This window comes from Shewanella marisflavi (assembly GCF_023283925.1).
GTDB lineage: Bacteria > Pseudomonadota > Gammaproteobacteria > Enterobacterales > Shewanellaceae > Shewanella > Shewanella marisflavi.
Genome location: NZ_JAKIKX010000015.1, coordinates 1 through 25,016 on the forward strand (window position 1 = coordinate 1; position 25,016 = coordinate 25,016).

41 protein-coding genes are annotated in these 25,016 nt (G+C 46.3%); 34 read left to right on the forward strand and 7 right to left on the reverse strand.

What is annotated here, in order from left to right; translation table 11 throughout:
* The 29 genes from L2712_RS18585 to rplQ form a co-directional block, all read left to right on the forward strand.
* The coding region (locus L2712_RS18585; RefSeq protein ID WP_248978667.1) for an EF-Tu C-terminal domain-related protein at positions 1-712 on the forward strand (712 nt) is incomplete at its 5' end.
* Positions 713-1,060: 348 nt separating this feature from the next.
* Entirely contained in the window at positions 1,061-1,372 is a 312-nt protein-coding gene (gene rpsJ, locus L2712_RS18590; RefSeq protein WP_011070616.1) for a 30S ribosomal protein S10, read from the forward strand.
* 27 nt (positions 1,373-1,399) lie between these two features.
* Entirely contained in the window at positions 1,400-2,038 is a 639-nt protein-coding gene (gene rplC / locus L2712_RS18595; protein ID WP_033540771.1) for a 50S ribosomal protein L3, read from the forward strand.
* A 16-nt stretch (positions 2,039-2,054) separates the two neighbouring features.
* Positions 2,055-2,660 carry a 50S ribosomal protein L4 gene (gene rplD / locus L2712_RS18600; protein ID WP_033540772.1) on the forward strand — a complete coding sequence of 202 codons (606 nt, stop codon included), beginning with the start codon at positions 2,055-2,057 and terminating at the stop codon, positions 2,658-2,660.
* Positions 2,657-2,956, forward strand: coding sequence for a 50S ribosomal protein L23 (rplW, locus tag L2712_RS18605; RefSeq protein ID WP_028774664.1), 300 nt, complete (start codon positions 2,657-2,659; stop codon positions 2,954-2,956). The genes rplD and rplW overlap by 4 nt, the downstream gene beginning before the upstream one ends.
* A gap of 16 nt (positions 2,957-2,972) precedes the next feature.
* Positions 2,973-3,800 carry a 50S ribosomal protein L2 gene (rplB, locus tag L2712_RS18610; protein ID WP_033540773.1) on the forward strand — a complete coding sequence of 276 codons (828 nt, stop codon included), beginning with the start codon at positions 2,973-2,975 and terminating at the stop codon, positions 3,798-3,800.
* 11 nt (positions 3,801-3,811) lie between these two features.
* Positions 3,812-4,090, forward strand: coding sequence for a 30S ribosomal protein S19 (gene rpsS / locus L2712_RS18615; protein WP_006083596.1), 279 nt, complete (start codon positions 3,812-3,814; stop codon positions 4,088-4,090).
* 15 nt (positions 4,091-4,105) lie between these two features.
* Entirely contained in the window at positions 4,106-4,438 is a 333-nt protein-coding gene (rplV, locus tag L2712_RS18620) for a 50S ribosomal protein L22 (RefSeq protein WP_011863971.1), read from the forward strand.
* Between the two features lie 9 nt (positions 4,439-4,447).
* Positions 4,448-5,137: a 30S ribosomal protein S3 gene (gene rpsC, locus L2712_RS18625; RefSeq protein WP_033540774.1), complete on the forward strand. Its 690-nt coding sequence runs from the start codon at positions 4,448-4,450 to the stop codon at positions 5,135-5,137.
* Positions 5,138-5,148: 11 nt separating this feature from the next.
* On the forward strand, positions 5,149-5,559 hold the full coding sequence (gene rplP, locus L2712_RS18630; RefSeq protein WP_011863973.1) for a 50S ribosomal protein L16: 411 nt from the start codon (positions 5,149-5,151) through the stop codon (positions 5,557-5,559).
* Entirely contained in the window at positions 5,559-5,750 is a 192-nt protein-coding gene (gene rpmC, locus L2712_RS18635) for a 50S ribosomal protein L29 (RefSeq protein WP_011863974.1), read from the forward strand. Before rplP ends, rpmC begins: the two co-directional genes overlap by 1 nt.
* Positions 5,750-5,998, forward strand: a complete 249-nt coding sequence (rpsQ, locus tag L2712_RS18640) for a 30S ribosomal protein S17 (RefSeq protein ID WP_033540775.1) — start codon at positions 5,750-5,752, stop codon at positions 5,996-5,998. The genes rpmC and rpsQ overlap by 1 nt, the downstream gene beginning before the upstream one ends.
* A 180-nt stretch (positions 5,999-6,178) precedes the next feature.
* The gene (rplN, locus tag L2712_RS18645; protein ID WP_011863976.1) at positions 6,179-6,547 is read left to right on the forward strand and encodes a 50S ribosomal protein L14; all 369 of its coding nucleotides are present in this window, start codon (positions 6,179-6,181) and stop codon (positions 6,545-6,547) included.
* An 11-nt stretch (positions 6,548-6,558) separates the two neighbouring features.
* Positions 6,559-6,873, forward strand: a complete 315-nt coding sequence (rplX, locus tag L2712_RS18650) for a 50S ribosomal protein L24 (protein ID WP_033540776.1) — start codon at positions 6,559-6,561, stop codon at positions 6,871-6,873.
* Between the two features lie 12 nt (positions 6,874-6,885).
* Positions 6,886-7,425, forward strand: a complete 540-nt coding sequence (rplE, locus tag L2712_RS18655) for a 50S ribosomal protein L5 (protein WP_011863978.1) — start codon at positions 6,886-6,888, stop codon at positions 7,423-7,425.
* Between the two features lie 10 nt (positions 7,426-7,435).
* Positions 7,436-7,741 carry a 30S ribosomal protein S14 gene (gene rpsN, locus L2712_RS18660; RefSeq protein ID WP_033540777.1) on the forward strand — a complete coding sequence of 102 codons (306 nt, stop codon included), beginning with the start codon at positions 7,436-7,438 and terminating at the stop codon, positions 7,739-7,741.
* A 23-nt stretch (positions 7,742-7,764) separates the two neighbouring features.
* Positions 7,765-8,157, forward strand: coding sequence for a 30S ribosomal protein S8 (gene rpsH, locus L2712_RS18665; protein ID WP_033540778.1), 393 nt, complete (start codon positions 7,765-7,767; stop codon positions 8,155-8,157).
* Between the two features lie 10 nt (positions 8,158-8,167).
* On the forward strand, positions 8,168-8,698 hold the full coding sequence (gene rplF, locus L2712_RS18670; RefSeq protein ID WP_033540779.1) for a 50S ribosomal protein L6: 531 nt from the start codon (positions 8,168-8,170) through the stop codon (positions 8,696-8,698).
* 10 nt (positions 8,699-8,708) lie between these two features.
* The gene (gene rplR, locus L2712_RS18675; RefSeq protein ID WP_248978668.1) at positions 8,709-9,059 is read left to right on the forward strand and encodes a 50S ribosomal protein L18; all 351 of its coding nucleotides are present in this window, start codon (positions 8,709-8,711) and stop codon (positions 9,057-9,059) included.
* Positions 9,060-9,072: 13 nt separating this feature from the next.
* Positions 9,073-9,576 carry a 30S ribosomal protein S5 gene (gene rpsE / locus L2712_RS18680; RefSeq protein ID WP_011863983.1) on the forward strand — a complete coding sequence of 168 codons (504 nt, stop codon included), beginning with the start codon at positions 9,073-9,075 and terminating at the stop codon, positions 9,574-9,576.
* A 5-nt stretch (positions 9,577-9,581) separates the two neighbouring features.
* On the forward strand, positions 9,582-9,764 hold the full coding sequence (gene rpmD, locus L2712_RS18685) for a 50S ribosomal protein L30 (RefSeq protein WP_011863984.1): 183 nt from the start codon (positions 9,582-9,584) through the stop codon (positions 9,762-9,764).
* A 3-nt stretch (positions 9,765-9,767) separates the two neighbouring features.
* On the forward strand, positions 9,768-10,202 hold the full coding sequence (rplO, locus tag L2712_RS18690; RefSeq protein ID WP_033540780.1) for a 50S ribosomal protein L15: 435 nt from the start codon (positions 9,768-9,770) through the stop codon (positions 10,200-10,202).
* Between the two features lie 7 nt (positions 10,203-10,209).
* A complete protein-coding gene (gene secY / locus L2712_RS18695) occupies positions 10,210-11,550 on the forward strand; it encodes a preprotein translocase subunit SecY (RefSeq protein ID WP_041510733.1) in 1,341 nt (446 codons plus the stop codon).
* A gap of 21 nt (positions 11,551-11,571) precedes the next feature.
* Positions 11,572-11,685 carry a 50S ribosomal protein L36 gene (rpmJ, locus tag L2712_RS18700; RefSeq protein WP_006083579.1) on the forward strand — a complete coding sequence of 38 codons (114 nt, stop codon included), beginning with the start codon at positions 11,572-11,574 and terminating at the stop codon, positions 11,683-11,685.
* A 116-nt stretch (positions 11,686-11,801) separates the two neighbouring features.
* The gene (gene rpsM, locus L2712_RS18705; RefSeq protein ID WP_011863987.1) at positions 11,802-12,158 is read left to right on the forward strand and encodes a 30S ribosomal protein S13; all 357 of its coding nucleotides are present in this window, start codon (positions 11,802-11,804) and stop codon (positions 12,156-12,158) included.
* 17 nt (positions 12,159-12,175) lie between these two features.
* A complete protein-coding gene (gene rpsK, locus L2712_RS18710) occupies positions 12,176-12,568 on the forward strand; it encodes a 30S ribosomal protein S11 (RefSeq protein ID WP_011863988.1) in 393 nt (130 codons plus the stop codon).
* Positions 12,569-12,604: 36 nt separating this feature from the next.
* Entirely contained in the window at positions 12,605-13,225 is a 621-nt protein-coding gene (gene rpsD / locus L2712_RS18715) for a 30S ribosomal protein S4 (protein ID WP_011863989.1), read from the forward strand.
* A gap of 24 nt (positions 13,226-13,249) precedes the next feature.
* Positions 13,250-14,239: a DNA-directed RNA polymerase subunit alpha gene (locus tag L2712_RS18720; protein ID WP_011863990.1), complete on the forward strand. Its 990-nt coding sequence runs from the start codon at positions 13,250-13,252 to the stop codon at positions 14,237-14,239.
* Between the two features lie 39 nt (positions 14,240-14,278).
* Positions 14,279-14,671, forward strand: a complete 393-nt coding sequence (rplQ, locus tag L2712_RS18725; RefSeq protein ID WP_011863991.1) for a 50S ribosomal protein L17 — start codon at positions 14,279-14,281, stop codon at positions 14,669-14,671.
* A gap of 91 nt (positions 14,672-14,762) precedes the next feature.
* Here the strand turns inward: rplQ and L2712_RS18730 are convergent, their stop codons facing one another.
* The 6 genes from L2712_RS18730 to ccmA all read right to left on the reverse strand — a co-directional run bounded on the left by L2712_RS18730 (position 14,763) and on the right by ccmA (position 18,622).
* On the reverse strand, positions 14,763-15,737 hold the full coding sequence (locus tag L2712_RS18730; RefSeq protein ID WP_248978669.1) for an ABC transporter substrate-binding protein: 975 nt from the start codon (positions 15,735-15,737) through the stop codon (positions 14,763-14,765).
* A 106-nt stretch (positions 15,738-15,843) separates the two neighbouring features.
* Complete coding sequence (gene ccmE / locus L2712_RS18735) at positions 15,844-16,329, reverse strand: cytochrome c maturation protein CcmE (protein ID WP_033540784.1); 486 nt, start codon at positions 16,327-16,329, stop codon at positions 15,844-15,846.
* Positions 16,326-16,526 carry a heme exporter protein CcmD gene (gene ccmD / locus L2712_RS18740; protein WP_033540785.1) on the reverse strand — a complete coding sequence of 67 codons (201 nt, stop codon included), beginning with the start codon at positions 16,524-16,526 and terminating at the stop codon, positions 16,326-16,328. Before ccmD ends, ccmE begins: the two co-directional genes overlap by 4 nt.
* Positions 16,526-17,272 carry a heme ABC transporter permease gene (locus L2712_RS18745; protein WP_033540786.1) on the reverse strand — a complete coding sequence of 249 codons (747 nt, stop codon included), beginning with the start codon at positions 17,270-17,272 and terminating at the stop codon, positions 16,526-16,528. The genes ccmD and L2712_RS18745 overlap by 1 nt, the downstream gene beginning before the upstream one ends.
* A 1-nt stretch (position 17,273) precedes the next feature.
* A complete protein-coding gene (gene ccmB, locus L2712_RS18750) occupies positions 17,274-17,960 on the reverse strand; it encodes a heme exporter protein CcmB (RefSeq protein WP_033540787.1) in 687 nt (228 codons plus the stop codon).
* Positions 17,961-17,971: 11 nt separating this feature from the next.
* Positions 17,972-18,622 (reverse strand): cytochrome c biogenesis heme-transporting ATPase CcmA, encoded by a 651-nt coding sequence (gene ccmA / locus L2712_RS18755; protein WP_088903543.1) that lies wholly within the window; start codon positions 18,620-18,622, stop codon positions 17,972-17,974.
* 332 nt (positions 18,623-18,954) lie between these two features.
* On the opposite strand from ccmA, the gene L2712_RS18760 reads away from it, so the two are divergent.
* Positions 18,955-19,248, forward strand: a complete 294-nt coding sequence (locus tag L2712_RS18760; RefSeq protein ID WP_033540789.1) for a c-type cytochrome — start codon at positions 18,955-18,957, stop codon at positions 19,246-19,248.
* A 137-nt stretch (positions 19,249-19,385) separates the two neighbouring features.
* On the opposite strand, the gene ccmI is transcribed toward L2712_RS18760, so the two are convergent.
* On the reverse strand, positions 19,386-20,630 hold the full coding sequence (gene ccmI, locus L2712_RS18765; RefSeq protein WP_248978670.1) for a c-type cytochrome biogenesis protein CcmI: 1,245 nt from the start codon (positions 20,628-20,630) through the stop codon (positions 19,386-19,388).
* A 411-nt stretch (positions 20,631-21,041) separates the two neighbouring features.
* On the opposite strand from ccmI, the gene L2712_RS18770 reads away from it, so the two are divergent.
* Genes L2712_RS18770 through L2712_RS18785 form a run of 4 tightly spaced genes read left to right on the forward strand, consistent with a single transcriptional unit; the run spans position 21,042 to position 24,659 of the window.
* Positions 21,042-23,018: a heme lyase CcmF/NrfE family subunit gene (locus L2712_RS18770; protein ID WP_088903545.1), complete on the forward strand. Its 1,977-nt coding sequence runs from the start codon at positions 21,042-21,044 to the stop codon at positions 23,016-23,018.
* Between the two features lie 17 nt (positions 23,019-23,035).
* Positions 23,036-23,593, forward strand: coding sequence for a DsbE family thiol:disulfide interchange protein (locus tag L2712_RS18775; protein ID WP_033540792.1), 558 nt, complete (start codon positions 23,036-23,038; stop codon positions 23,591-23,593).
* Positions 23,593-24,072: a heme lyase NrfEFG subunit NrfF gene (gene nrfF, locus L2712_RS18780; RefSeq protein ID WP_033540793.1), complete on the forward strand. Its 480-nt coding sequence runs from the start codon at positions 23,593-23,595 to the stop codon at positions 24,070-24,072. Before L2712_RS18775 ends, nrfF begins: the two co-directional genes overlap by 1 nt.
* Positions 24,069-24,659: a TlpA disulfide reductase family protein gene (locus L2712_RS18785; protein ID WP_248978671.1), complete on the forward strand. Its 591-nt coding sequence runs from the start codon at positions 24,069-24,071 to the stop codon at positions 24,657-24,659. The genes nrfF and L2712_RS18785 overlap by 4 nt, the downstream gene beginning before the upstream one ends.
* Positions 24,660-25,016: the final 357 nt, after the last annotated feature.

Consider the following 25,016-nt stretch of genomic DNA (forward strand, 5'->3'; position numbering starts at 1 on the left):
ATCTGAATATGACTTCCCAGGTGATGACCTACCAGTTATCCAAGGTTCAGCTCTGAAAGCCCTAGAAGGCGAGCCAGAGTGGGAAGCTAAGATCATCGAACTAGCTGAAGCTCTAGATTCTTACATTCCAGAGCCAGAGCGTGCTATCGACGGTGCATTCATTCTGCCAATCGAAGACGTATTCTCAATCTCAGGCCGTGGTACAGTAGTAACTGGTCGTGTTGAGCGCGGTATCGTTAAAGTTGGTGACGAAGTAGAAATCGTAGGTATAAAAGATACTACTAAGACTACTTGTACTGGTGTTGAAATGTTCCGCAAGCTGCTTGACGAAGGTCGTGCAGGTGAGAACTGTGGTGTACTACTACGTGGTACTAAGCGTGATGAAGTTGAGCGTGGTCAAGTACTGGCTCAGCCTGGTTCAATCACTCCACACACTCAGTTCGAATCAGAAGTATACGTACTGTCAAAAGAAGAAGGTGGTCGTCACACTCCATTCTTCAAAGGCTACCGTCCACAGTTCTACTTCCGTACAACTGACGTAACCGGTACTATCGAACTGCCAGAAGGCGTTGAAATGGTAATGCCTGGTGACAACATCAAGATGGTTGTTACTCTGATCTGCCCAATCGCGATGGACGAAGGTCTACGTTTCGCTATCCGTGAAGGTGGCCGTACAGTTGGTGCTGGTGTTGTAGCTAAGATCATCGCTTAATTGCTTTGATTTTAAATAGACACTGAAAAAGGCAGCTTAGGCTGCCTTTTTTATTGCTCGAAATAGGGCTGGTTTTTCTGATTGAGTTGAGTATAATACTCGCCACTTTGGCAGTTAGCGCGAAAGTGATGCTAATTCGTTCAATGGGCTTGATCTCCGAGTTTAGATCAGTATAATAGCCCCTCGCCTTAACCATTAGGCGAAAGATTGTCGGTTCTCGAAGCCGACGTAAAATAATACAGCGACTCCGATTTGGAGTCGAACGGTTAAATCATCTCGCTCTGCTTTTCCAGTAAGGAAGAAGCTAGAGGGTGATTTTTTATGTGTCCATTTTAGGAGCTCTGGTCAATGCAGAACCAAAGAATCCGTATCCGCTTAAAAGGATTTGATCATCGTCTGATCGATCAGTCTACTGCGGAAATCGTTGAAACTGCTAAGCGCACAGGCGCCCAGGTACGTGGTCCAATCCCACTACCAACGCGTAAAGAGCGTTATACCGTTTTGATCTCTCCACACGTTAATAAAGATGCGCGTGATCAGTACGAACTTCGTACTCATAAGCGTCTTGTTGACATCGTAGAGCCGACTGAAAAGACTGTAGATGCACTTATGCGTCTAGATCTTGCGGCAGGTGTTGACGTTCAAATTAGCTTAGGTTAATTGAGATCCTTAGAAGAGGTTTGAGAGATGGCTATCGGTCTTATCGGTCGTAAAGTAGGTATGACTCGCATCTTCACTGAAGATGGTGCGTCAATACCTGTAACAGTAATTGAAATTGCAGCTAACCGTGTTGCTCAAGTGAAAACTTTAGAAACTGACGGTTACCGTGCACTTCAAGTTACTACTGGTACCAAAAAAGCTAATCGCATCACTAAACCAGAAGCAGGTCACTTTGCTAAGGCTGGCGTTGAAGCTGGTCGTGGTTTGTGGGAAATGCGTTTGGCTGATGGTGAAGGCGAAGGCATCGAAGTAGGTGCTGAGCTTAATGTTGATATCTTCGCTGACGTAGCGAAAGTTGATGTTACTGGTCAATCAAAGGGTAAGGGCTTCCAAGGCGGTATCAAGCGTTGGAACTTCCGTACTCAAGATGCAACACACGGTAACTCATTGGCACATAGAGCTAACGGTTCTATCGGTCAAAACCAAACACCTGGTCGCGTTTTCAAAGGTAAGAAAATGTCAGGCCACATGGGTGCCGAGCAAGTAACGACTCAAAATCTAGACGTTGTACGTGTAGACGCTGAGCGCAACCTGCTATTGGTTAAGGGTGCAGTTCCAGGCGCTACTAATGGCGACCTGATCATCAAGCCTGCCGTTAAAGCTTAGGTCTGAGGAGATAGTAATGGAATTGGTATTGAAAGACGCACAGAGTGCTCTTGAAGTTTCCGAAACTACCTTCGGCCGTGACTTTAATGAAGCACTGGTTCATCAGGTAGTTGTAGCATACGCTGCAAACGCGCGTCAGGGCACTCGTGCTCAAAAGACTCGCGCAGAAGTAACTGGCTCTGGCAAAAAGCCATGGCGCCAAAAAGGTACTGGCCGCGCACGTGCTGGTACTGTTAAAGGCCCAATCTGGCGTGGCGGTGGCGTATCTTTCGCTGCTAAAACACAAGATCACAGCCAAAAAGTAAACAAGAAGATGTACCGCGGAGCGCTTAAGAGCATTCTGTCTGAATTAGTACGTCAAGATCGCCTTGTTGTTGTTGAATCATTCGGTGTTGAAGCTCCTAAGACTAAAGAGTTGAAGGCTAAGCTGAAAGACATGAACCTGGAAGACGTATTAATTGTTACTCCAGAGATTGACGAGAACTTGTTCTTAGCTGCACGCAACCTATACAAAGTTGACGTTCGTGACGTTGCTGGTATCGACCCAGTTAGCCTAATCGCGTTCAACAAAGTACTAGTTACTGCCGATGCTGTTAAGCAAATCGAGGAGATGCTGGGATGATAAGCGAAGAACGTTTGCTAAAAGTTATTCTAGCGCCACACATCTCTGAAAAGAGTACTGTTTGCGCTGAAAATAACAACACGGTAGTTTTCCGTGTGGCTATCGATGCGACTAAAGCTGAAATTAAAGCTGCAGTAGCTAAGTTGTTCGAAGTTGAAGTAGATTCAGTTCGCACTCTAGTTAACAAAGGTAAGACTAAGCGTCACGGTGCCCGTACTGGCCGTCGTAGCGATTGGAAAAAAGCCTATGTGACTTTAGCTGCTGGTGCTGACATCGATTTCGTCGGCGCTGAGTAAGCAAAGGAGAATTATCATGGCAGTTATTAAGTGTAAGCCAACCTCTGCTGGTCGTCGCCACGTTGTTAAAGTGGTAAACAGCGATCTGCATAAGGGTAAACCCTTTGCTGGCCTGTTGGCGAAAAAGTCTAAGAGTGGTGGCCGTAACAACACTGGTCGCATCACTGTTCGTCACGTAGGTGGTGGACACAAGCAGCACTACCGTATTGTTGACTTCAAGCGCAACAAAGACGGTATCCCTGCAAAGGTTGAGCGTTTGGAATATGATCCAAACCGTACCGCAAACATCGCACTTGTTTTGTATGCTGATGGTGAGCGTCGTTATATCCTTGCAGCCAAAGGCATGCAAGCTGGTGATAAGATCCAGTCTGGTATCGATGCTGAAATCAAAGTGGGTAACGCTTTGCCATTACGCAACATCCCAGTAGGTAGTGTGGTTCACGCTGTTGAAATGAAGCCTGGTAAAGGTGCTCAGATCGCACGTTCAGCCGGTACTTATGTACAAGTTGTAGCTCGTGATGGCGCTTACGCCACTCTACGTCTTCGCTCTGGCGAAATGCGTAAAGTGCCTGTAGATTGCCGCGCGACATTAGGTGAAGTTGGTAATGCCGAGCATATGCTACGCCAGTTAGGTAAAGCAGGTGCTAAGCGCTGGAGAGGCGTACGCCCAACAGTTCGTGGTGTTGCAATGAACCCAGTAGACCATCCACATGGTGGTGGTGAAGGCCGTACTTCTGGTGGTCGTCATCCAGTATCTCCATGGGGTGTCCCAACTAAGGGTTATAAGACCCGTAGTAACAAACGCACCGACAAGTACATCGTACGTCGTCGTAACAAAAAGTAAGAGGATTCGCCATGCCACGTTCTCTCAAGAAAGGTCCATTCATTGACCTACACTTGCTGAAGAAGGTAGAGAAAGCGATGGAAGCGGGTGACAAGAAGCCTATTAAGACTTGGTCTCGCCGCTCAATGATCATCCCTAACATGATTGGGTTGACCATCGCTGTCCATAATGGTCGTCAGCACGTACCTGTGTTCGTAACTGACGAAATGATCGGCCACAAGCTTGGTGAATTTTCACCAACTCGCACTTATCGCGGCCATGCTGCTGATAAGAAAGCGAAGAAGCGTTAATACGGGAGACTCAAGATGGAAGTTTTAGCTAAACATCGTTTTGCCCGTACGTCGCCTCAGAAGTGTCGTTTGGTTGCAGATCAAATTCGTGGACTGCCTGTTGCTAAGGCTCTAGAAATTTTAACTTTCAGCCCAAAGAAAGCTGCAGTACTTGTTAAAAAAGTACTTGATTCTGCTATCGCTAATGCTGAGCACAACGAAGGTGCTGACATTGACGAGCTGAAAGTTGGAAAAGTCTTTGTAGACGAAGGTCCAACTATGAAGCGTATCATGCCACGTGCTAAAGGCCGTGCTGATCGTATTATCAAGCGTACCAGCCACATTACTGTGGTTGTATCAGATCGCTAGGAGTTAGCAATGGGACAGAAAGTACATCCTAATGGTATCCGTCTGGGTATCACTAAGCCTTGGATCTCGACTTGGTACGCTGATAAATCAGAGTATGCAAATAACCTGAGCAGCGACTGGGAAGTGCGTAAGTTTCTAGAAAAGAAACTTAAGCAAGCATCAGTCTCTAAGATTGTTATCGAGCGTCCAGCTAAGAGTGTTCGCGTTACTATTCACACTGCCCGTCCAGGTGTTGTGATTGGTAAGAAAGGCGAAGATGTTGAAAAGTTGCGCAACGAAGTTGCCAAGTTGACTGGTATTCCAGCTCAAATCAACATCGCTGAAATCCGTAAGCCAGAGCTAGATGCGAAGCTAGTTGCCGAAGGCATCGCTTCTCAGCTAGAGCGTCGTGTAATGTTCCGTCGTGCTATGAAGCGCGCAGTACAGAACGCAATGCGTCTAGGTGCTAAGGGTATCAAAGTTGAAGTGAGCGGCCGTCTAGGCGGTGCTGAGATTGCGCGTTCAGAGTGGTATCGTGAAGGTCGTGTGCCTCTACATACACTGCGTGCTGATATCGACTATTCTACTGCAGAAAGTCACACTCAATACGGTGTGATCGGCGTTAAAGTTTGGGTCTTCAAAGGTGAAGTTCTAGACGGCGTTGTACCTGCGCTAGAAGAGCCGAAACAGCAGCCGAAGCGTAAGCCTCGCGGTAAATAGGAGAGCTGGCAATGCTGCAACCAAAACGAATGAAGTTTCGTAAAATGTTCAAAGGCCGTAACCGCGGTCTGGCGAACGGCACTGAAGTAAGCTTCGGTGAGTTTGGTTTGAAAGCTGTTGGACGTGGTCGTCTTACTGCTCGTCAAATCGAATCTGCGCGTCGTGCTATGACACGTCACATTAAACGTCAAGGTCAAATCTGGATTCGCGTTTTCCCAGACAAGCCAATTACCTCTAAGCCTCTCGAAGTGCGTATGGGTAAAGGTAAGGGTAACGTTGAATACTGGGTTTGCCAGATTCAACCTGGTAAGGTTCTTTATGAGATGAATGGTGTTTCAGAAGAGTTGGCTCGTGAAGCTTTCACTCTTGCTGCTGCCAAGCTTCCTATTAAGACTACCTTCGTAACTAAGACGGTGATGTAATGAAAGCGAGCGAACTAACACAGAAGAGCGTTGAAGAACTGAACGCTGAACTGCTTGGTCTGCTGCGTGAGCAGTTTAATCTGCGTATGCAACACGCCACTGGTCAGTTGACTCAGACTCATCAGCTTAAAATCGTGCGTCGTAACATCGCGCGCGTTAAGACCATTATTACTTCTAAGGCGGGTGCATAATGTCTGATAAAATCCGTACTTTGCAAGGTCGTGTACTTAGCAACAAGATGGACAAGTCTATCACTGTAGCTATTGAGCGTAAGGTTAAGCACCCTCTATATGGGAAGTTTATCAAGCGCACTACTAAGATCCATGCACATGACGAAACAAATCAGTGTAATGCTGGCGATATCGTGACTATTCGCGAATGCCGTCCGCTGTCTAAGACTAAGTCTTGGACTCTGGTTGAAGTAGTATCAAAAGCCTAAGCTTATTAGGTAATTAGCGAAACGGCTCCTAGATTTGGGGCCGTTTTTATTTTTAATACTATCTATTCCTTTTTTGCGGTGTTATACTTGCGCGCCATTTTAGTCGATATTCTGGTCTAAAATGGTTTAAATATGCCCCAAATATGGGATTAGTGAAGTAACGATAGCGGAGCACTTAAAATGATCCAAATGCAATCGACTCTAGAAGTCGCCTGTAACAGTGGCGCTCGTAGAGTTCAGTGTATTAAGGTCTTGGGTGGCTCTCATCGTCGTTATGCCGGTATCGGCGACGTCATCAAAGTTTCTGTAAAAGAAGCAATTCCTCGCGGTAAAGCGAAGAAAGGTGACGTGTATAACGCGGTGGTAGTCCGTACTAAGAAAGGCGTACGTCGTCCAGATGGTTCTGTCATTCGCTTCGATCGCAATGCAGCGGTATTGCTGAACGCAAACCTTGCACCGATTGGTACTCGTATCTTTGGACCAGTGACGCGTGAACTGCGTACAGAACAATTTATGAAAATTGTTTCTCTGGCACCAGAAGTACTGTAAGGAGCTTCAAAATGGCAGCTAAAATCCGTCGTGAAGACGAAGTAATTGTACTAGCAGGTAAAGACAAGGGTAAACGCGGTAAGGTTTCTCGAGTATTACCAACTGGTAAGTTAATTGTAGAAGGCATCAATCTTGTCAAGAAGCACCAGAAGCCTAACCCACAAATGGGTGTGACTGGTGGTATCGTTGAGAAAGAAGCGCCAATACAAGCATCAAATGTAGCGATTTTCAACTCTGCCACTGGCAAAGCTGATCGCGTTGGTTTCCGATTTGAAGACGGCAAAAAAGTCCGTTTCTTTAAGTCGAACAGTGAACTCGTTAAGTAATTGGAGTAAACGATGGCGAAACTGCATGATAAATATAAAGAGACTGTTATCGCTGAGCTTTCTAAGAAGTTCGGTTATACCAGTGTCATGCAAGTCCCTCGGATTGAGAAAATCACCCTTAATATGGGTGTTGGCGAAGCTGTAGCAGATAAGAAAGTTATGGAGCATGCGCTTCGTGACATGACTGCTATCGCTGGTCAAAAGCCAGTTGTAACTGTTGCTCGTAAATCAGTTGCTGGTTTTAAAATCCGTGATGGCTACCCGATCGGCTGTAAGGTGACTCTGCGTGGTGAACGCATGTGGGAATTCCTTGAGCGTTTAGTTGATATCGCAATCCCGCGTATCCGTGACTTCCGTGGTTTGAGCGCTAAGTCGTTCGACGGACGCGGTAACTACGCAATGGGTGTACGTGAGCAAATCATCTTCCCGGAAATCGATTACGATAAAATCGATAAAATCCGTGGTATGGATATTGTAATCACTACTACTGCGAAGAATGACGAAGAAGGCCGTGCTTTATTAGACGCCTTTAACTTCCCATTCAAGAAATAAGGGTAGCGAAATGGCAAAAAGTTCAATGAAAGCACGTGAAGCAAAACGTGCCAAGCTCGTGGCTAAGTATGCTGAAAAGCGTCTAGCTCTTAAGGCTATCATTAGCAATCCAACTACTTCTGATGAAGATCGTTGGGATGCAGTTCTTAAGCTGCAAGGTCTACCACGTGACTCAAGTTCTGCGCGTCAGCGTAATCGTTGTAGTCAAACTGGTCGCCCACATGGTTTCCTACGCAAGTTCGGTCTAAGCCGAATCAAATTGCGTGAAGCTACCATGCGTGGTGAAGTTCCTGGTCTGCGTAAGGCCAGCTGGTAATACTTGTCACGGAGTAAGCTAATATGAGCATGCAAGATCCAATTGCGGATATGTTAACTCGCATTCGTAACGGCCAAGCTGCTAACAAAGTATCAGTATCTATGCCTTCTGCTAAGCTGAAAGTTGCTATTGCACAGACGCTTAAAGAAGAAGGTTATATCACTGACTACACCGTAGCAGGCGAAGCCAAGCCGGTTTTAGAAATCACTTTAAAGTATTTCCAAGGCCAACCAGTCGTTGAGACTATCCAGCGCGTAAGTCGTCCTGGTCTTCGTATTTACAAAGGTAAAAACGAACTACCAAAGGTGATGGGCGGTCTGGGTGTCGCAATCGTGTCCACTTCTAAAGGTTTGATGACTGATCGTGCCGCCCGCCAAAATGGCATGGGTGGAGAAGTTATCTGCTACGTAGCATAAGGAGCTAGCAATGTCTCGTGTCGCAAAAGCACCAGTCGCTATCCCTGCAGGCGTAGAAGTGACTTTAAACGAACAAACTATCACCGTAAAAGGTACTAAAGGTAGTTTGACTCGAGTGATCAACGCTGATGTTTCTGTTGTTGTTGAAGACAACGAAATCAAGTGTTCTCCAGCTGAAGGCGTAACTAGCGCTGCACAAGCTGGTACAGCTCGAGCACTAATCAACAACATGGTTGTTGGTGTTAACGAAGGTTTTGAAAAGAAACTGACTCTAGTTGGTGTTGGTTACCGTGCAAAAATTGCTGGTAACGGTATCGACCTGACTCTAGGTTTCTCTCACCCTCTAGTACACCAGCTTCCAGACGGCGTAACTGCAGAGTGTCCAACTCAAACTGAAATCGTACTTAAGAGTACTGATAAGCAGCTTGTTGGTCAGGTTGCTGCAGAAATTCGTGGCTACCGTCCACCAGAGCCTTACAAAGGTAAAGGTGTTCGCTATGCTGATGAACAAGTACGCCGTAAAGAGGCTAAGAAGAAGTAGGTAACGCGATATGGATAAGAAAACATCTCGCTTGCGCCGCGCTACTCGCGCCCGTAAGAAGATCCAAGAGCTGGGCGTTAACCGTCTGGTTGTACATCGTACACCACGTCACACATACGCACAGGTTATTGATGCCAAAGCGCAAGTTGTGGCGGCAGCTTCTACTGCTGAGAAAGCGGTATCAGAGCAGCTTAAATACACAGGTAACGTTGATGCAGCAAAAGTAGTGGGTAAAACCGTTGCAGAGCGTGCTATCGAGAAAGGCGTAACTGTAGTTGCATTCGATCGTTCCGGCTTTAAGTATCACGGACGCGTAGCTGCCTTGGCAGACGCTGCTCGTGAAGCTGGCCTACAGTTCTAAGGAATGATTAAAAATGGCTAAATTTGAAGCTCCACAAAAAGACGACCTGCAAGAGAAGTTAGTTGCAGTAAATCGTGTTTCTAAAGTAGTTAAAGGCGGACGTATCTTTAGCTTCACTGCACTGACTGTAGTGGGTGACGGTAACGGTAAAGTCGGCTATGGCTATGGTAAAGCGCGTGAAGTACCTGCTGCTATCCAGAAAGCAATGGAAAAGGCTCGCCGTAACATTGTTTCTGTTGAACTTGTAAATGGTACTTTGCACCACCCTGTTAAGGGCCGTCACACTGGTTCGCGTGTTTACATGCAACCAGCCTCTGAAGGTACCGGTATTATTGCCGGTGGTGCGATGCGTGCCGTATTGGAAGTAGCAGGCGTTCATAACGTTCTGTCGAAAGCATACGGTTCTACTAACCCGATCAACATCGTTCGCGCAACTGTAGACGCGCTGGTACACATGAAGTCACCAGCACAGATTGCAGCTAAGCGTGGCCTGAATGTTGATGAAATTCGAGGTTAAGCACCATGGCTACTAAAACTTTAAAAGTAACTCAGACTAAGAGTTCAATTGGACGTTTGCCTAAGCATCGCGCCACATTGACCGGTCTAGGTCTACGCCGTATTAACCATACTGTTGAGCTGGAAGATACTCCTGCAGTTCGCGGTATGATTAACAAGGTTTACTACATGGTTAAGGTGGAGGATTAATCAATGAAATTGAATACTCTATCACCTGCTGCAGGTGCAAAATCAGCAGCCAAGCGTGTAGGTCGCGGTATCGGTTCTGGCCTAGGTAAGACTGCTGGTCGCGGTCACAAAGGTCAGAAGTCACGTTCAGGCGGCGGCGTTCGCGTCGGTTTCGAAGGTGGTCAAATGCCACTTAAGATCCGTTTGCCTAAGTTTGGTTTTACTTCGCGTAAAGCGTTGGTAACTGCCGAAATTCGTGTAAGCGAACTGGCTAAAGTTAACGGTGATGTTGTCGACTTGAATGCACTGAAAGATGCGAATCTTGTTACTCGCAACATACAGTTTGCTAAAGTCGTTCTTTCAGGTACCATTGAACGCCCAGTGACCGTTAAAGGTCTGAAGGTAACCAAAGGTGCTCGTGCAGCTATTGAAGCTGCCGGCGGAAAGATCGAGGAATAATACGTCGATGGCAAAACCAGGACTTGATTTAAAAAGCGCGAAAGGCGGTCTATCAGAATTGAAAACCCGTCTCCTGTTCGTGATTGGTGCGATTATCGTCTTTAGAGCCGGTTCGTTCGTGCCAATTCCTGGTATTGACGCAGCTGTATTAGCAGAGCTGTTTAATCAGCAAAAGGGTACCATCTTAGGCATGTTTAACATGTTCTCTGGTGGCGCCCTTGAACGTGCTTCTATCTTTGCTCTTGGTATCATGCCGTATATTTCGGCATCGATTATCATGCAGCTATTGACTGTGGTACATCCTGCATTGGCCGAACTGAAAAAGGAAGGCGAGTCAGGACGTAAGAAGATCAGTCAATATACTCGATACGGCACGTTGGTCTTGGGTACATTCCAAGCGATCGGTATCGCAACAGGTCTGCCTAACCTGGTTCCTGGTTTAGTTGTAAACCTTGGATTCGGGTTCTACTTTGTTGCTGTTGTCAGTCTAGTTACAGGAACCATGTTCCTAATGTGGCTAGGTGAGCAAATTACCGAACGAGGCATAGGTAACGGTATCTCGATTCTTATTTTCGCAGGTATCGTCGCTGGTCTGCCATCTGCTATCGGTCAAACGGCCGAGCAAGCGCGTCAAGGCGACTTGAACGTACTAGTATTATTGTTGATTGCAGTGATTGTATTTGCTGTGACCTATTTTGTTGTGTTTGTTGAGCGTGGACAACGTCGTATCGTTGTAAACTATGCTAAGCGTCAGCAGGGCCGTAAGGTGTTTGCCGCGCAGAGCACTCACTTACCGCTTAAGGTCAACATGGCAGGTGTGATTCCACCAATCTTTGCGTCAAGCATCATTTTGTTCCCAGGCACACTGGCTCAGTGGTTTGGTCAAAATGAAGGTTTATCTTGGTTAAGTGATTTTTCACTTGCTGTATCACCAGGTCAGCCGCTTTACTCATTATTGTATGCAACAGCGATTATCTTCTTCTGTTTCTTCTATACTGCGTTGGTATTTAACCCACGTGAGACAGCAGATAACCTTAAGAAGAGTGGTGCGTTTATTCCCGGGATCCGTCCTGGAGAACAGACTTCGCGATATATAGATAAAGTAATGACTCGCCTAACTCTGGCTGGTGCATTATATATAACCTTTATCTGTTTAATTCCGGAGTTCATGTTAATCGCGTGGAAAGTACAGTTCTATTTTGGCGGTACTTCACTACTAATTATGGTAGTCGTGATCATGGACTTCATGGCTCAGGTTCAGACCCATATGATGTCACATCAATATGAGTCTGTGATGAAGAAAGCTAACCTAGTTAACAAAGCGAATTTAGATCGCTTTGGACGCTAAGTAGCTTTACGGAGTGATGAAATGAAAGTTCGAGCTTCCGTGAAGAAGATCTGCCGTAACTGCAAGATCGTAAAGCGTAGCGGCGTTGTACGCGTTATCTGTGTTGAACCAAAACACAAACAGCGTCAAGGCTAAAAACTTTTGACCAGCTCAGTTTCTGAGCTGGTCAAAATATTATTTGCAAAATCGTCATCTGTCGAGTATCCTACCGGGCTTTTCACAGATGGCCTTTAACTTATGAGGAGTGCATAGTGGCCCGTATCGCTGGCATTAACATTCCTGATCAAAAGCACACAGTCATTGCATTGACTGCTATCTATGGTATTGGACTGACTCGCGCACAACAAATCTGCGCAGCTACTTCAATTGCTGAAGATGCTAAGATCAAGGAATTGAGCGAAGCTCAAATAGACACACTACGCGAAGAAGTTGCTAAATACATTGTAGAAGGTGACTTGCGTCGTGAGATCTCTATGAACATCAAGCGTCTGATGGACCTTGGTTGTTATCGTGGTCTCCGCCACCGTCGTAGCCTGCCCCTTCGTGGGCAACGTACTAAGACCAATGCGCGTACGCGTAAAGGTCCACGTAAGCCAATTAGAAAGTAACGGGAAGGTAAACCAATATGGCTAAAGTTCCGTCACGTTCAACGCGCAAGCGCGTACGTAAACAGGTTGCTGATGGCATGGCTCATATCCATGCATCTTTCAACAACACCATTATCACCATTACAGATCGTCAAGGTAATGCACTTTCTTGGGCAACTTCTGGTGGTTCAGGTTTCCGTGGTTCACGTAAATCTACCCCATTCGCTGCACAGGTAGCTGCTGAGCGCGCAGGTGTTGCAGCTCAGGACTACGGTGTCAAAAACCTTGAAGTTTTCGTGAAGGGTCCAGGTCCAGGGCGTGAGTCAGCTATTAGAGCGCTGAACGCGGTTGGTTACAAGATAACCAACATTACCGATGTGACGCCGATCCCTCATAATGGTTGTCGTCCTCCTAAGAAACGTCGCGTTTAATCGCCCCGTTTTTAATAGGATAGTTGGAGAAAGAACATGGCAAGATACTTGGGTCCAAAGCTCAAGCTCACTCGCCGAGAAGGTACAGACCTTTTCCTAAAAAGCGGTGTGAGAGCAATTGATTCGAAGTGTAAGCTAGAAGCTGCACCTGGACAACACGGCGCTCGTAAAGCTCGTTTGTCTGAGTACGGCGTACAGCTGCGCGAAAAACAAAAAGTTCGTCGTACTTATGGTGTGCTTGAAAAGCAATTCCGTAACTACTACAAAGACGCTGCACGTCTAAAAGGTAACACTGGTGAAAACCTACTTACTCTTTTAGAAACCCGTTTAGATAACGTAGTTTATCGTATGGGTTTTGGTGCTACCCGTGCTGAAGCACGTCAGCTAGTTAGCCATAAGTCAATTATGGTAAACGGCCGCGTTGTTAACATTCCATCATTCAAAGTGTCTGCGAATGATGTAATTAGCGTTCGTGAGAAGTCTCAAAAGCAAGCTCGTATTAAAGCTGCTCTAGAAGTTGCTTCTCAGCGCGAAAAGCCAACATGGGTTGAAGTAGATGCCGCTAAGATGGAAGGTGCTTTCAAGCGTCTGCCTGAGCGTAGCGATTTATCTGCGGATATTAACGAACAGCTGATCGTCGAGCTTTACTCTAAGTAAAGCTAATAAACAAGAGAGGACACAATGCAGGGTTCTGTTACAGAATTTCTTAAACCGCGTCTCGTTGATATCGAGCAGGTTAACCCAACACGTGCCAAGGTTACACTGGAGCCGCTTGAGCGTGGTTTTGGTCATACTCTAGGTAACGCGTTGCGTCGTATCCTATTGTCGTCTATGCCCGGCTGCGCGGTTACCGAAGTCGAGATTGATGGTGTACTGCACGAATACAGCAGCAAGGAAGGCGTACAAGAGGATATCCTAGAAATCCTATTAAACCTTAAAGGTTTAGCAGTGGTTATCGAGGGTAAAGACGAGGCTATGCTTACTTTAAGCAAGTCAGGCGCAGGCCCTGTTACCGCAGCAGATATCACGCACGATGGTGATGTTACTATTATGAATCCTGATCATGTTATCTGTCATCTGACTGGTAATAATGACATTAGCATGCGTATCCGTGTTGAACGTGGTCGTGGTTATGTGCCTGCTTCTGCACGTGCACAGACCGAAGACGATGATCGTCCAATCGGTCGTTTGTTAGTGGATTCATCTTTCTCACCTGTCGCGCGTATTGCTTACAATGTTGAAGCAGCACGTGTTGAACAGCGTACTGACTTAGACAAACTCGTTATCGATATGACCACTAACGGCACTATCGATCCTGAGGAAGCAATTCGTCGTTCTGCGACCATCTTAGCTGAACAGCTAGATGCGTTTGTTGAGCTTCGTGATGTCACTGAGCCAGAGCAGAAAGAAGAGAAACCAGAGTTCGACCCAATTCTGTTGCGTCCTGTCGACGATCTAGAGCTAACTGTACGTTCGGCTAACTGTTTGAAAGCCGAAGCGATTCATTACATCGGAGATCTGGTACAGCGTACTGAGGTTGAGCTACTTAAAACTCCTAACTTGGGTAAGAAGTCTCTTACCGAAATTAAGGATGTGTTGGCTTCTCGCGGACTTTCATTAGGTATGCGTCTAGAAAACTGGCCTCCGGCTAGTTTAGCAGACGACCTATAAGTCCTAGTTTGTACAGATTTAGGTAATAAGGATTAGGTCATGCGCCATCGTAAGAGTGGTCGTCAACTAAACCGTAACAGCAGTCATCGTCAAGCTATGTTCCGTAACATGGCAAGCTCTTTAGTCCGTCACGAAGTGATCAAGACTACTGTAGCTAAAGCGAAAGAATTGCGTCGCGTAGTTGAACCTCTAATAACACTTGCTAAGAGTGATAGTGTTGCAAACCGTCGTTTGGCATTTGCACGTACTCGCGACGCTGAAGTCGTAGGTAAGTTATTTAATGAATTGGGTCCACGCTACCAGGAACGTCCTGGTGGATATACCCGTATCCTTAAGTGCGGTCTACGTACTGGTGATAAAGCGCCTATGGCGTATATTGAACTAGTAGGTCGTCCAGAAGCTGCTGAAGCTGTTGAAGAAGCTGCTGAGTAACACTTAAGTTCATTGTTAAAAAGCCGGGCATAGCCCGGCTTTTTTATTTCTTATCTCAAATTCATCTCTAAAGGCATTCTTGCCGCCATAATCAGTCAACCCACTGTGCCTTATCAGACATCTCCTTGGGAATCGACAGGTGCCATCTGGCAACGCCTGAGAGGCTAAAGCGAAAGCTGCCCTTGCTGTCACTGATATAACCTAAGTCTTTGGCCTTGGCGCCATGTAATAGTTTGTTGATTAAGGTTGCCGCTAGCTTGCCATGTTCATAGCCATTGAGCATATAACCACCTGTGTTGGCTTGTTTACCTATAGTGAAATCCCAGAAACCAAAATTCGGCACGGGAGACTCCTTGGCAGTCCAGGCAATAATTTTTTCGGGGTCTACGTGCTCTCCTTGCTCTGAAGTGATGGTGTGATAGAGGGCGATGAATATTCCCTGGTAGCCTGCTTGTTTCGCATTGAGTACTGCCTGTCGCCATGCTTGTTCAGAGTCAGCGAGCTTAAACTCTATGGTCAAATTGCCTAGCCTGATCGGTTTGAGCTCAACACTGATTGGACTTAGGGCGGCACGACTCGTAGCGCTGTTATCCGAGAGGACAAGCAGTTTTCTCGACTCAGCTTTCGGCAATATGTGATCGACGAGTAATAGTGAACGTTTAAATAAAGGACGTTCTAAGACACCGGTGAATTGCTCGTATGTTTGGATTCCATGATCTCTTGGATTCGTGTTCAGCCCTAGAAAAACAACCGGGATATTGGTGGTCGCAATGCGTTCACTCAATAGCGTGATGGCATTGTCGTCGGCAAGGACTATCATATCTGGTCTACGGCTTTTTATGACGTTCCATGCCATATCAGCGCGTTTGACATATTCTTCATAGGGTAGGCGTTTGGAGTCTAGGAAGAAGTTATCGACTTGGACTGGTTGGCTTAGATTATCCAATATGGCTCGCCGGTAATCTTGCACCCAAGGGTAGCCTTCATGATAGCTATGTATAAATAGAAGGTTTGTTGCAGCGCCCGGCAGGCTGTAGAGCAATAGGAGTAAAACAAGGATACGCATGGATGATTTTCCAAAGCACTTTTATATACTTATAGCTGATTTTCCTGTGTAAGTAAGTGGAAGCGCATTAAAAAAGGCCTCGTAAGAGGCCTTTAATGTAAGTGGCTTAATAGCCTGATTTTTGTGTCGTGTTGTAGTCGAGTTTTTCGTGGGTTTGTCCCATCGCTTCGGCGACTTCTGGCGGCATATAGTTTTCATCATGCTTGGCCAGCACTTCCGTTGCTTCCAACTTCCCATTTTCAATCAGTACGCCTTGAGCCACAATGCCCTGGCCCTCACGGAACAGATCGGGTAGCAAGTCGTCATAGGTCACTATGACTTCACCACCGGCTGCATCATGTACAGCAAATTCAACGTGGAGGCTGTCAGGATCGCGGATTAGAGACCCAACGGTTACCATGCCACCGACACGGATACGCTGGCCCACTTCGGGTTTAACGCCTGTGTCTTTTTTACCATGGACAATTTCTGTTGGTGTGTAGAAAAGGTTCAGGTTTGAATTTAGCGCATAAAGCAATAATGATGCGATTGCGGCTACGCCACCTATTAAGGCGGTTGCTAAGGCGAGTCTTTTCTTACGTCTGGCGTTCACTGTTCTTTACTCCGGTTGGCTTTAAGGCGTTCTTCGCGTTGCATTTTCTTTGAGATTTCAGTGAGGATTTTGCGCTTTTGGCGCAGGCTCACCAAGATCAAGGTGCCAAGTGCGAAGGCGGTTATGCCGTAAGATAGCCACACATAAAAGGCGTAGCCACCCATGTTAAAAAAATCTGTTAATGAATCGAACTGCATTATTTGACTCCTTCAGCTTTCGCGAGTTCCCTAACCCAAGGACGCATACCATTTCTGGCTAAGATCTCGGCTCTGAAACGTACTAAAGTGATGGCTCCAATCATGAGACCAAAACCAAAGATGTTGATCAGTAACGGGTACAGCATCTCAGGTGCCATCGAGGATTTCTCGGTGATTTTAATCGTTGCTGGCTGATGAAGTGAGTTCCACCACTCTACTGAATACTTAATGATTGGTATGTTGATCACACCTACAATCGCTAGGATGCCAGCGGCTCGTGCTGCAAGTACCTTGTCCTCGAAAGAGGCGTATAGTGAGATCACACCTAGGTATAGGAATAGCAGTACCAGCTCAGAGGTTAAGCGAGCATCCCACACCCACCAAGTACCCCACATAGGCTTACCCCAGGCGGCACCAGTGATCAGAGCGATAAAGGTGACAACGGCACCGATAGGTGCGATGGCTGCCGCCGCCCAGTCAGCCGACTTGATCTGCCATACCAAGCCAATGAAGGCTGAGGTAGCCATCGCCATGTAGGCCGACATAGACATTGAGGCGGCTGGTACGTGGATGAAGATGATGCGGTAGCTGTCACCCTGTTGATAATCAACCGGAGCGAACAGCAAGCCCCAGATAGAACCAACGCCAATAAATGCGATAGCAAGTGTTGCAAACCAGGGTAGTAGCCTGCCTGATAGGTTATAAGCCTTTTGAGGGTCTGCGTAAGAATGTAGCCATTTCCACATATTAGTTAGTACTCACTCTTAATGAGGCGCCAATAGCAAATGGTGCCAATATTAACGAACCGACCAGCATAGCGCCTATAATAGCGAGATGGCCGCTGTAGGGTAGATTTAAACCAGCTGCATCAATAGCGCTGGTTGCAAAAATTAGAACTGGGATATAAAGCGGTAGAATCAATAGGCTCAATAAAACACCGCCTTTGCGTAACCCTACCGTAAGCGCAACACCTATTGCCCCTAAAAGGCTCAGTACTGGGGTACCAAGTGCCAGGGTGGACAGCAGCGCACCATAACTATTAGCTTCGAGGTGTAACAATACGGCTAACAGTGGTGCGACTAAGATAAGCGGTACGCCGGTTAATAGCCAGTGTGCAAGTACTTTAGCCAATACCATTAAGGATAATGGCTGTGGGCTTAGCAGCATCTGCTCTAAGCTGCCGTCTGAAAAGTCTGCCTTGAACAGCCGCTCAAGCGAAAGCATAGAGGCGAGCAGGGCGGCGACCCAAATAATACCGGGAGCAACGCGCGAAAGCACCTGAGGTTCAGGCCCAATGCCCAGCGGAAACAGAGTGACCACTAGGATAAAAAACAGTAGCGGATTGAAGATGTCGCCCTTGTGGCGGACAGCTATTTGAAGATCGCGCTTTAGCAGGGTAAAAAAAGCTTGAGTAAAGCTGATACCTTTGTTCATTCACTACACCTTTATATAAAGCGATAATCTAGGCGGATTTTACGCAGAATATCGTCACCGATAATACTCATATCCTGGTGGGTGGTCATGATGACACAACCGCCGTTTTGAGCATGTTGTAAAAACAGGTGTTCCAATTCTTCGACGCCTTTCTTATCGATTGCAGTAAACGGTTCATCTAACAGCCATACCTTGCAGTTGGTGTGCCAGAGTCTGGCTAGGGCTGTTCGACGATGTTGGCCTGCCGAGAGGTGGCCAGCTAGCGCTTCTTCAAAACCAGATAGATTCACTTTCGCGAGGATCTGATTAGTATTGAAGTCATCATACCCACTGATTCTTAAATTGAAGTTAAGATTCTCTTCGGCCGTTAACTCGCTTTTTACACCTGCAAGATGGCCAAGATACAAAAGATCATCATTATATTCGTCGCGGCAGCGGGTAATATCAGTGCCCTTGTACTTAGCTTCTCCGCCATAGGGTCTAGATAAGCCAGCAAGAATACGCAGTAGGCTGGTTTTTCCTGCACCGTTAGGCCCTTCTATTTGTACAATTTCACCCGCTTGGATATCAAAACTGAGTTCGTCGAATAGAATTCGCTCTTCGCGGATACAAGTCAAGTTGTCGGCCGATACCAGTGTCGTTGCTGTTTTTTCTTCTACCACTGAACCCTCTATCTCAAGCCAGATGTGAACGTAAGCGATATTAACATAATCCCCTTGAGGGGTTTAGTCTTGGTCTCTGTTTAGTGTCAGCAATTTGATATGCTTCCAAAAAGCAAAACCTTTTAGTACTTGGGATTGAACTTTTTCAACAATTGCTAATGTATCAGTTAAAGGGAGTGCCTATAACATGTTGAACTGTCAAATTCTGATATTAGTCACAAAAAGGTGAGTTTTGTTGAAGTTTGATGTATCCTAGTACCGCTATAAAATAAGTCTGCCCCATATTAGGGTGGCATAGAGCTCTGTTAATATTTGCATTAGGAACATTGAACATGAAAAAACTGTTAGCATTGTCTGCAGTGGCTGCATTGACCTTGTCTGCAAACGCTTTTGCACAAGAAGGTGAGGCTGTATATAACAAGGCATGCCAGGTATGCCACAGTATGGGTGTCGCTGGTGCGCCTAAAGCTCATGATGCAGCTGCATGGGAGCCACGTTTGGCTAAGGGCTTAGACGCTTTAGTTAGTAGCATTAAGACAGGTCTTAATGCTATGCCACCAGGCGGTATGTGCACGGATTGTACCGACGAAGATTACAAGAACGCTATCGAGTTCATGTCTAAGTAATCCAACTTCGTTGAGAAAAAGCCGACTTCAAGTCGGCTTTTTTTATGTTCGGTACTCAATGCTCGGGCAACAAAAAAGCCGGCGAATGCCGGCTTTTGGTTTCTGAGAGAGTCGCCCAGAATGTAATGACCTAGGGTTTACTGGACTAACGTGTCAATCACAAGTTTGGCCGTTGTACCGACTTCCATGGTTTCTAGGCGCCCCTGCATATCACCGGGTTGTGCCTTCACAGAACCATGCTTTGAAAGAACCGCAATGATCTCAACCTGTTTGGCATCACTTAGCTTGATGTCTCCGCCCATGCCGGTGCTGTCGTCTAGAGTAATGGAGACAGGTAAAGACTTGGCAGACACTTTGGTCGCAGCTAAAGGTACTTTAGGGCCTTCAGTGTTACGAGCAAAGATGAACAGCATATCGCTACCACCGACCTGTTGTGCTAGCTCTGGTGAGATGGAGACATCGATAGTCACTGTCTTACCTGCGGTGGCCGGCTGATGGGTTGCGTCATTTGGCATTTCACCGGTTTCAGCTTGTATTCTCATCTTGGCACTTTCAATTGCATTGATGATAGCGCTGCGATCGACATCGTTTCTGTCGCTGTCGAGAATGATCTGCCAAGCATCGATTGCTTTTTGATAATTGGCATTAAAGAAAGCATCCATTCCAACCAGTAGCAGTGTAGAAGGATCTTTAGGATCTAGCGCCAGAGATTGGTCTATGATGGACTGAACCGCGGGTGTTATACGCTGATTAGCCTTATAGTAGAGTGCAGTCGCTTTAGGCCCTAGCAATTCGGCATGAGTACCAACCAGTTCCATGGCCTTATCAAATGATTTTACCGCATCGTCATAACGATTGGCGTTGATGTAGGCATGACCTAGGCTAAACAGCAGTTGGCTATTATCAGGCTCGGCTTGTAGTTGTGACTCCATCATCTGGATGCGCTGAGCCATAATCTGGCTAGCATCCATTCCTGCGTGTGGATTATCAGGGACGGCTTTGTCCAAGTTAGCATAAGCCCCTAAGGTGGCATAGAAGTAACCGGATAAACCGAGCAAGACGACAGACATAAAGGCTGGCCATAATATGCTCTTAGGTTTAAGCTGGCCGACTAAGGATTCATCCTCGCCCTGCTTCATGTCCTGTAGCAAACTGATTTCGAGTTCTTTCTTTAGAGCGTCAAACTCATCTTGATCCAGAAGCTCATCTTCGAGTTCCTTTTCCAGTGTCGCTAAACGGTTATTAAAGAGTTCGAGGTTAGTGGCCTTACGCACACCAGCCTCTTCGGCCTGCAACATCTGTTGCTGGCGAAAGTGTGGAAACCAAATCAGCACTAGGCTGACTAATACAAAAAGCGCAATAAAAATCCAGAGAGTGGTCATTATTTCTTTTTCACATTAGTTGCAGAAATGCGGGGATGCCGCGCGATATAGGGATCAGATTATACGGAAAGATTATTCATTGAACAGTAATATAAGGGATTAGTGTCGTTAAATACTGATACTTTTGCACTGGTTCACAGTTCGATTCTATTTTCAAAAATTGGCTGAAACTTAAGTTTCAAACAAGGGTCAGAGCATAAAATCTGTCAGTTTATAACAATTGTAACCCTGCGTTTCTGTTCGCAAGAATGAGACAGGTCACCCAGAATTGTGCGAAAGAGGCAGACAGATACAATAGCAAATACTAAAATGACTCAAATTTTGTACCTTGAGTAGTGTGAATTGCAAACTCTCGTGAATTAGTAGAGGCTAAAGCTTCAACTGATTCTTATATAGGACTGAGGAAACCCCATGATCCCTGAATTAGGACACTTTTCGTTGATAATAGGATTGGCATTTGCCTTTCTATTGGCCAGCGTCCCACTAATCGGTGTTGCTCGAAAAGATCAATATCTGGTTCGTTATGCTTGGCCGTTAAGTTACGGCATGTTTTTCTTTATTGCTCTTTCTGTCATCGTCCTCGGTTATAGCTTTGCCGTAGACGATTTCTCTGTTGCCTATGTAGCACACCACTCTAACTCACAACTGCCGATTTTCTTTAAGATCGCCGCGGTATGGGGTGGCCATGAAGGCTCATTACTCTTCTGGGTATTTGCCTTGTCAGTCTGGACGGCAGCTGTCGCCTTTTTTAGTAAAGGTCTGGAAGAGGTATTCACCGCTCGCGTTCTCGCTATTTTGGCGATGATAGTGATTGGTTTCAGTCTCTTTATGCTGTTAACTTCGAGCCCATTTGAGCGTCTATTCCCTATTCCTATGGAAGGACGAGACCTTAACCCTATGCTGCAAGACGTGGGATTAATCTTCCATCCGCCTATGCTGTACTTGGGTTATGTCGGTTTCTCAGTGAGCTTTGCCTTTGCGATTGCGGCACTCATGGGGGGGCGCCTGGATTCTGCGTGGGCACGTTGGAGCCGTCCGTGGACCTTGGCTGCTTGGATCTTCCTGACAGGTGGTATTTCACTGGGTTCTTGGTGGGCATACTACGAATTAGGCTGGGGCGGCTGGTGGTTCTGGGACCCCGTTGAGAACGCTTCGTTCATGCCTTGGTTGATCGGTACTGCATTGCTACATTCAGTAATCGTAACTGAGAAGCGCGCAACCTTCCGTAACTGGACTGTATTGCTCTCTATCTTCGCATTCTCTTTGAGTTTGTTAGGTACCTTTATTGTTCGTTCAGGGGTACTGACCTCTGTGCATTCATTTGCCGCCGATCCAAGTCGCGGTATGTTCATCCTGTTATTACTCGGTTTAGCCATTGGTGGCTCGCTCACCTTGTTTGCCTTCCGGGCCAGTGACATGAAGAGCCCAGCACGTTTCGAGTTGATGTCTAAAGAAACTATGCTGCTGGTGTGTAACATCCTGCTGACCGTTGCTTGCGGTACTGTATTACTTGGTACACTTTACCCACTGCTTATCGATGCCTTGAATATGGGTAAGATCTCTGTAGGCCCACCATACTTCAACGCGGTATTCGTTCCTATTGTGCTAGTACTCTTTGGGTTTATGGGTATTGGTCCAAATATCCGTTGGAAGCGAGCGAAAGCTGGTGAGCTAAGGGCTAAATTGCTGGTTCCGGCAGTAGTGTCAGCCGTTATTGGTGCAGCTACGCCTTTCCTCGTCGATGGTAAGTTCAATGCTTGGGTGATGTTCGGTATTGGCGCCGCAGTTTGGGTTACTTTAGCAACCTTGCGTGCCGCTTACGAAATCATGCAGTCAAAAGAAGGCTTAAGCTTGGCGCGTATGGGGCGCAGCCAGCTGGGCATGATCATCGCTCACTTGGGTATTGCTGTATCTGTAGTGGGTGCCACTATGGTGTCAAACTACTCGATTGAGAAGAGTGTTCGTATGGGACCTGGTATCACGCAAGAGTTGGCGGGTTATAGCTTCCATTACATCGAAACCAAAAATGTTGTTGGGCCTAACTATACGGCGCAGCAAGGTCAGGTTGAAGTGACCAAAGATGGCGAGTTTATTACGCTGCTAAAGCCTGATCGTCGTCAGTACAATGTGCGTACTATGGATATGACTGAAGCTGGTATTGATTGGGGGCTGTTCCGCGATCTTTATATCACTATGGGCGATCCGATTAGCCGCACCGAATTTGCGGTACGTCTAAACTACAAACCTTTTGTTCGTTGGTTGTGGTTTGGTAGCATTTTCATGATGGTGGGTGGCTTCTTCGCAGCGTCTGATAAGCGTTATCGTAGAGCTAAAGCTACTGATGCAGCTGACGAAAAAGCTAAACAAGAAAAATTAGCAACGGCATAACTTGAATTGGGGCAAGTATGAAGAAAAGGCTAGTATTATTTATTCCTTTGATTCTGTTTCTGGTGATGGGAGTCTTCCTTTATAAGGGACTCTTCCTGAACCCGCAGCAGTTGGACTCAGCATTGGAAGGAAAGCCGATACCGGCTTTCCAACTAGAGCGTCTTGAAGATGCCAATGAGATCATTTCCAATGAAAGTCTCAAGGGACAGGTCTCGCTATTAAACGTGTGGGCGACTTGGTGTCCTTCATGTAAATATGAGCATCCTTATTTGATGCGATTAGCAAGACAAAATATCTTGCCTATCTATGGGATTAATTACCGTGATGATCGCGCTTTAGCGATCCGCGAATTGAGCCGGGAAGGCGACCCCTACACCAAGAACATCTATGATCACGATGGCCGTTTGGGCTTAGATCTCGGTGTTTATGGTGCACCCGAAAGTTATCTGGTGGATCATAACGGCATCATACGTTTCCGTTATGCGGGGCCAATTGATATGCGAGTCTGGAAAGAGACCCTTTACCCAATGATTCAAGAGCTACAAGCACAGGCTAAAGCTGAGGGAGCATCTTAATGAAAAGCTTAGTTGGGATTATCTCCGCAGTATTCTTATCTTTCGTGCTGGTGGGGTCAGTAATGGCTACACCAGTCGATACCTATGAGTTTAAGTCGGTAGACAATCAGAAGCGAGCATTGGAGTTGGCGCATTCTCTGCGTTGTCCCCAGTGCCAAAACCAGAATCTGATTGATTCTAATTCGCCTGTAGCACAAGACCTGAGACTTGAGGTCTATCAAATGGTTGATGAAGGTAAAGGAGATGAAGAAATCATCGAGTTTATGACCAGCCGTTATGGTGAGTTTGTTCTTTATAAGCCGCGTATGGAAGCCAAGACCTACGTGCTGTGGTTAGGTCCTTTAGGGTTATTGTTAGTAGGATTAATGATTGGCTTCGTCTTTGTTAGAAAGCAGCGAATCAGTAATGCTGTAGAGCAAGAAATAAGCCCTGAAGAGCAAGCTGAGTTGGATCGACTACTGAAGCGAGACAACAAATGAAGTTAAAGTCTATCGCTGCTGCAAGCTTAGCCTTAAGCATGGCTGCACTAAGCTTTTCTAATGTTGTGCATGCCTATCCAGGCATGCAGAAGAAAAATAGTGGTGAAGTGCAATCAAGCGTAGACCTAATAAACGTATTGCCTAAGTCATATCCGATAGAAGCTGTACCTTTTAAGGACGCGCAGGGGAAATCGATAGACTTCAGTCAGTATAAAGGTCAGGTGGTGATGGTTAACATGTGGGCCACCTGGTGCCCACCTTGTGTGCGTGAGCTGCCGGCTATCGATCGCTTTAAGACTAAGTTTGATCCAAATGAGTTTCGTATCTTACCTATTTCGATCGATATGAAGGGTAAAGAGCAAGTCGAACCTTTCTTAGCTTCTTTGGGCATGGACAAGTTTGAGACCTATTACGATCCTCAGCAGCAGCTAGGACAGGTCTTTCCGCTTGATACCATACCGGCAACCTTTATTCTCAATCAACAAGGTGAATTGATCGCATTTGTCAGGACATTTGTCGATTGGGATGATGAAAAAGCGGTAGAGCTGATCCAAGGCTTTATTAAGCAGGCAGCCCCAAAGCCGTAAAATTGGCTGTTTTTGCTCGCTATCTATACGAAAAAGATCGTAATTGCCTAAAAGATCGGCATGCGATCTTTTTTTTGTAAAAAGCCCTTGCGTAAAAGATTCTGCTCCCTATAATGCGCTCCCACTGACACGGCAAACGGCGCTGCTTAGCAAAGTAAGTAAGCATGTAGCTTGAGTCAGGGTGGTAAGCGCCTTCGGGGTTTTAAGCCGTTAGTTACACAGCGAAAGCACAGTAATTAACCACTTAAAAAACTTTTGAAAAAAGCGCTTGACGCCGACAGGGAGAAGCGTAGAATACGCAGCCCTAGCCCGCTGGACTCCAGTATGAGGCGAACGTTCTTTAACAAGATGAAACAA

Bases quoted from the DNA above. Each gene is read 5' to 3' on its own strand.
- L2712_RS18760 (WP_033540789.1), top strand. From the start codon at position 18,955: ATGAAAAAACTGTTAGCATTGTCTGCAGTGGCTGCATTGACCTTGTCT.
- rplW (WP_028774664.1), top strand. From the start codon at position 2,657: ATGATAAGCGAAGAACGTTTGCTAAAAGTTATTCTAGCGCCACACATC.
- rpsH (WP_033540778.1), top strand. From the start codon at position 7,765: ATGAGCATGCAAGATCCAATTGCGGATATGTTAACTCGCATTCGTAAC.
- rplX (WP_033540776.1), top strand. From the start codon at position 6,559: ATGGCAGCTAAAATCCGTCGTGAAGACGAAGTAATTGTACTAGCAGGT.
- rplF (WP_033540779.1), top strand. From the start codon at position 8,168: ATGTCTCGTGTCGCAAAAGCACCAGTCGCTATCCCTGCAGGCGTAGAA.
- rplB (WP_033540773.1), top strand. From the start codon at position 2,973: ATGGCAGTTATTAAGTGTAAGCCAACCTCTGCTGGTCGTCGCCACGTT.
- L2712_RS18775 (WP_033540792.1), top strand. From the start codon at position 23,036: ATGAAGAAAAGGCTAGTATTATTTATTCCTTTGATTCTGTTTCTGGTG.
- rpsC (WP_033540774.1), top strand. From the start codon at position 4,448: ATGGGACAGAAAGTACATCCTAATGGTATCCGTCTGGGTATCACTAAG.
- rplV (WP_011863971.1), top strand. From the start codon at position 4,106: ATGGAAGTTTTAGCTAAACATCGTTTTGCCCGTACGTCGCCTCAGAAG.
- rplQ (WP_011863991.1), top strand. From the start codon at position 14,279: ATGCGCCATCGTAAGAGTGGTCGTCAACTAAACCGTAACAGCAGTCAT.
- rplN (WP_011863976.1), top strand. From the start codon at position 6,179: ATGATCCAAATGCAATCGACTCTAGAAGTCGCCTGTAACAGTGGCGCT.
- L2712_RS18730 (WP_248978669.1), bottom strand. From the start codon at position 15,737: ATGCGTATCCTTGTTTTACTCCTATTGCTCTACAGCCTGCCGGGCGCT.
- rplD (WP_033540772.1), top strand. From the start codon at position 2,055: ATGGAATTGGTATTGAAAGACGCACAGAGTGCTCTTGAAGTTTCCGAA.
- rpsJ (WP_011070616.1), top strand. From the start codon at position 1,061: ATGCAGAACCAAAGAATCCGTATCCGCTTAAAAGGATTTGATCATCGT.
- rpsK (WP_011863988.1), top strand. From the start codon at position 12,176: ATGGCTAAAGTTCCGTCACGTTCAACGCGCAAGCGCGTACGTAAACAG.
- nrfF (WP_033540793.1), top strand. From the start codon at position 23,593: ATGAAAAGCTTAGTTGGGATTATCTCCGCAGTATTCTTATCTTTCGTG.
- ccmD (WP_033540785.1), bottom strand. From the start codon at position 16,526: ATGCAGTTCGATTCATTAACAGATTTTTTTAACATGGGTGGCTACGCC.
- rpsE (WP_011863983.1), top strand. From the start codon at position 9,073: ATGGCTAAATTTGAAGCTCCACAAAAAGACGACCTGCAAGAGAAGTTA.
- rplO (WP_033540780.1), top strand. From the start codon at position 9,768: ATGAAATTGAATACTCTATCACCTGCTGCAGGTGCAAAATCAGCAGCC.
- rpsD (WP_011863989.1), top strand. From the start codon at position 12,605: ATGGCAAGATACTTGGGTCCAAAGCTCAAGCTCACTCGCCGAGAAGGT.
- rplP (WP_011863973.1), top strand. From the start codon at position 5,149: ATGCTGCAACCAAAACGAATGAAGTTTCGTAAAATGTTCAAAGGCCGT.
- L2712_RS18785 (WP_248978671.1), top strand. From the start codon at position 24,069: ATGAAGTTAAAGTCTATCGCTGCTGCAAGCTTAGCCTTAAGCATGGCT.
- rplC (WP_033540771.1), top strand. From the start codon at position 1,400: ATGGCTATCGGTCTTATCGGTCGTAAAGTAGGTATGACTCGCATCTTC.
- ccmB (WP_033540787.1), bottom strand. From the start codon at position 17,960: ATGAACAAAGGTATCAGCTTTACTCAAGCTTTTTTTACCCTGCTAAAG.
- L2712_RS18745 (WP_033540786.1), bottom strand. From the start codon at position 17,272: ATGTGGAAATGGCTACATTCTTACGCAGACCCTCAAAAGGCTTATAAC.
- rpsN (WP_033540777.1), top strand. From the start codon at position 7,436: ATGGCAAAAAGTTCAATGAAAGCACGTGAAGCAAAACGTGCCAAGCTC.
- rpmJ (WP_006083579.1), top strand. From the start codon at position 11,572: ATGAAAGTTCGAGCTTCCGTGAAGAAGATCTGCCGTAACTGCAAGATC.
- L2712_RS18720 (WP_011863990.1), top strand. From the start codon at position 13,250: ATGCAGGGTTCTGTTACAGAATTTCTTAAACCGCGTCTCGTTGATATC.
- rpsQ (WP_033540775.1), top strand. From the start codon at position 5,750: ATGTCTGATAAAATCCGTACTTTGCAAGGTCGTGTACTTAGCAACAAG.
- rplR (WP_248978668.1), top strand. From the start codon at position 8,709: ATGGATAAGAAAACATCTCGCTTGCGCCGCGCTACTCGCGCCCGTAAG.
- rpmC (WP_011863974.1), top strand. From the start codon at position 5,559: ATGAAAGCGAGCGAACTAACACAGAAGAGCGTTGAAGAACTGAACGCT.
- rplE (WP_011863978.1), top strand. From the start codon at position 6,886: ATGGCGAAACTGCATGATAAATATAAAGAGACTGTTATCGCTGAGCTT.
- ccmI (WP_248978670.1), bottom strand. From the start codon at position 20,630: ATGACCACTCTCTGGATTTTTATTGCGCTTTTTGTATTAGTCAGCCTA.
- rpmD (WP_011863984.1), top strand. From the start codon at position 9,582: ATGGCTACTAAAACTTTAAAAGTAACTCAGACTAAGAGTTCAATTGGA.
- L2712_RS18770 (WP_088903545.1), top strand. From the start codon at position 21,042: ATGATCCCTGAATTAGGACACTTTTCGTTGATAATAGGATTGGCATTT.
- rpsS (WP_006083596.1), top strand. From the start codon at position 3,812: ATGCCACGTTCTCTCAAGAAAGGTCCATTCATTGACCTACACTTGCTG.
- secY (WP_041510733.1), top strand. From the start codon at position 10,210: ATGGCAAAACCAGGACTTGATTTAAAAAGCGCGAAAGGCGGTCTATCA.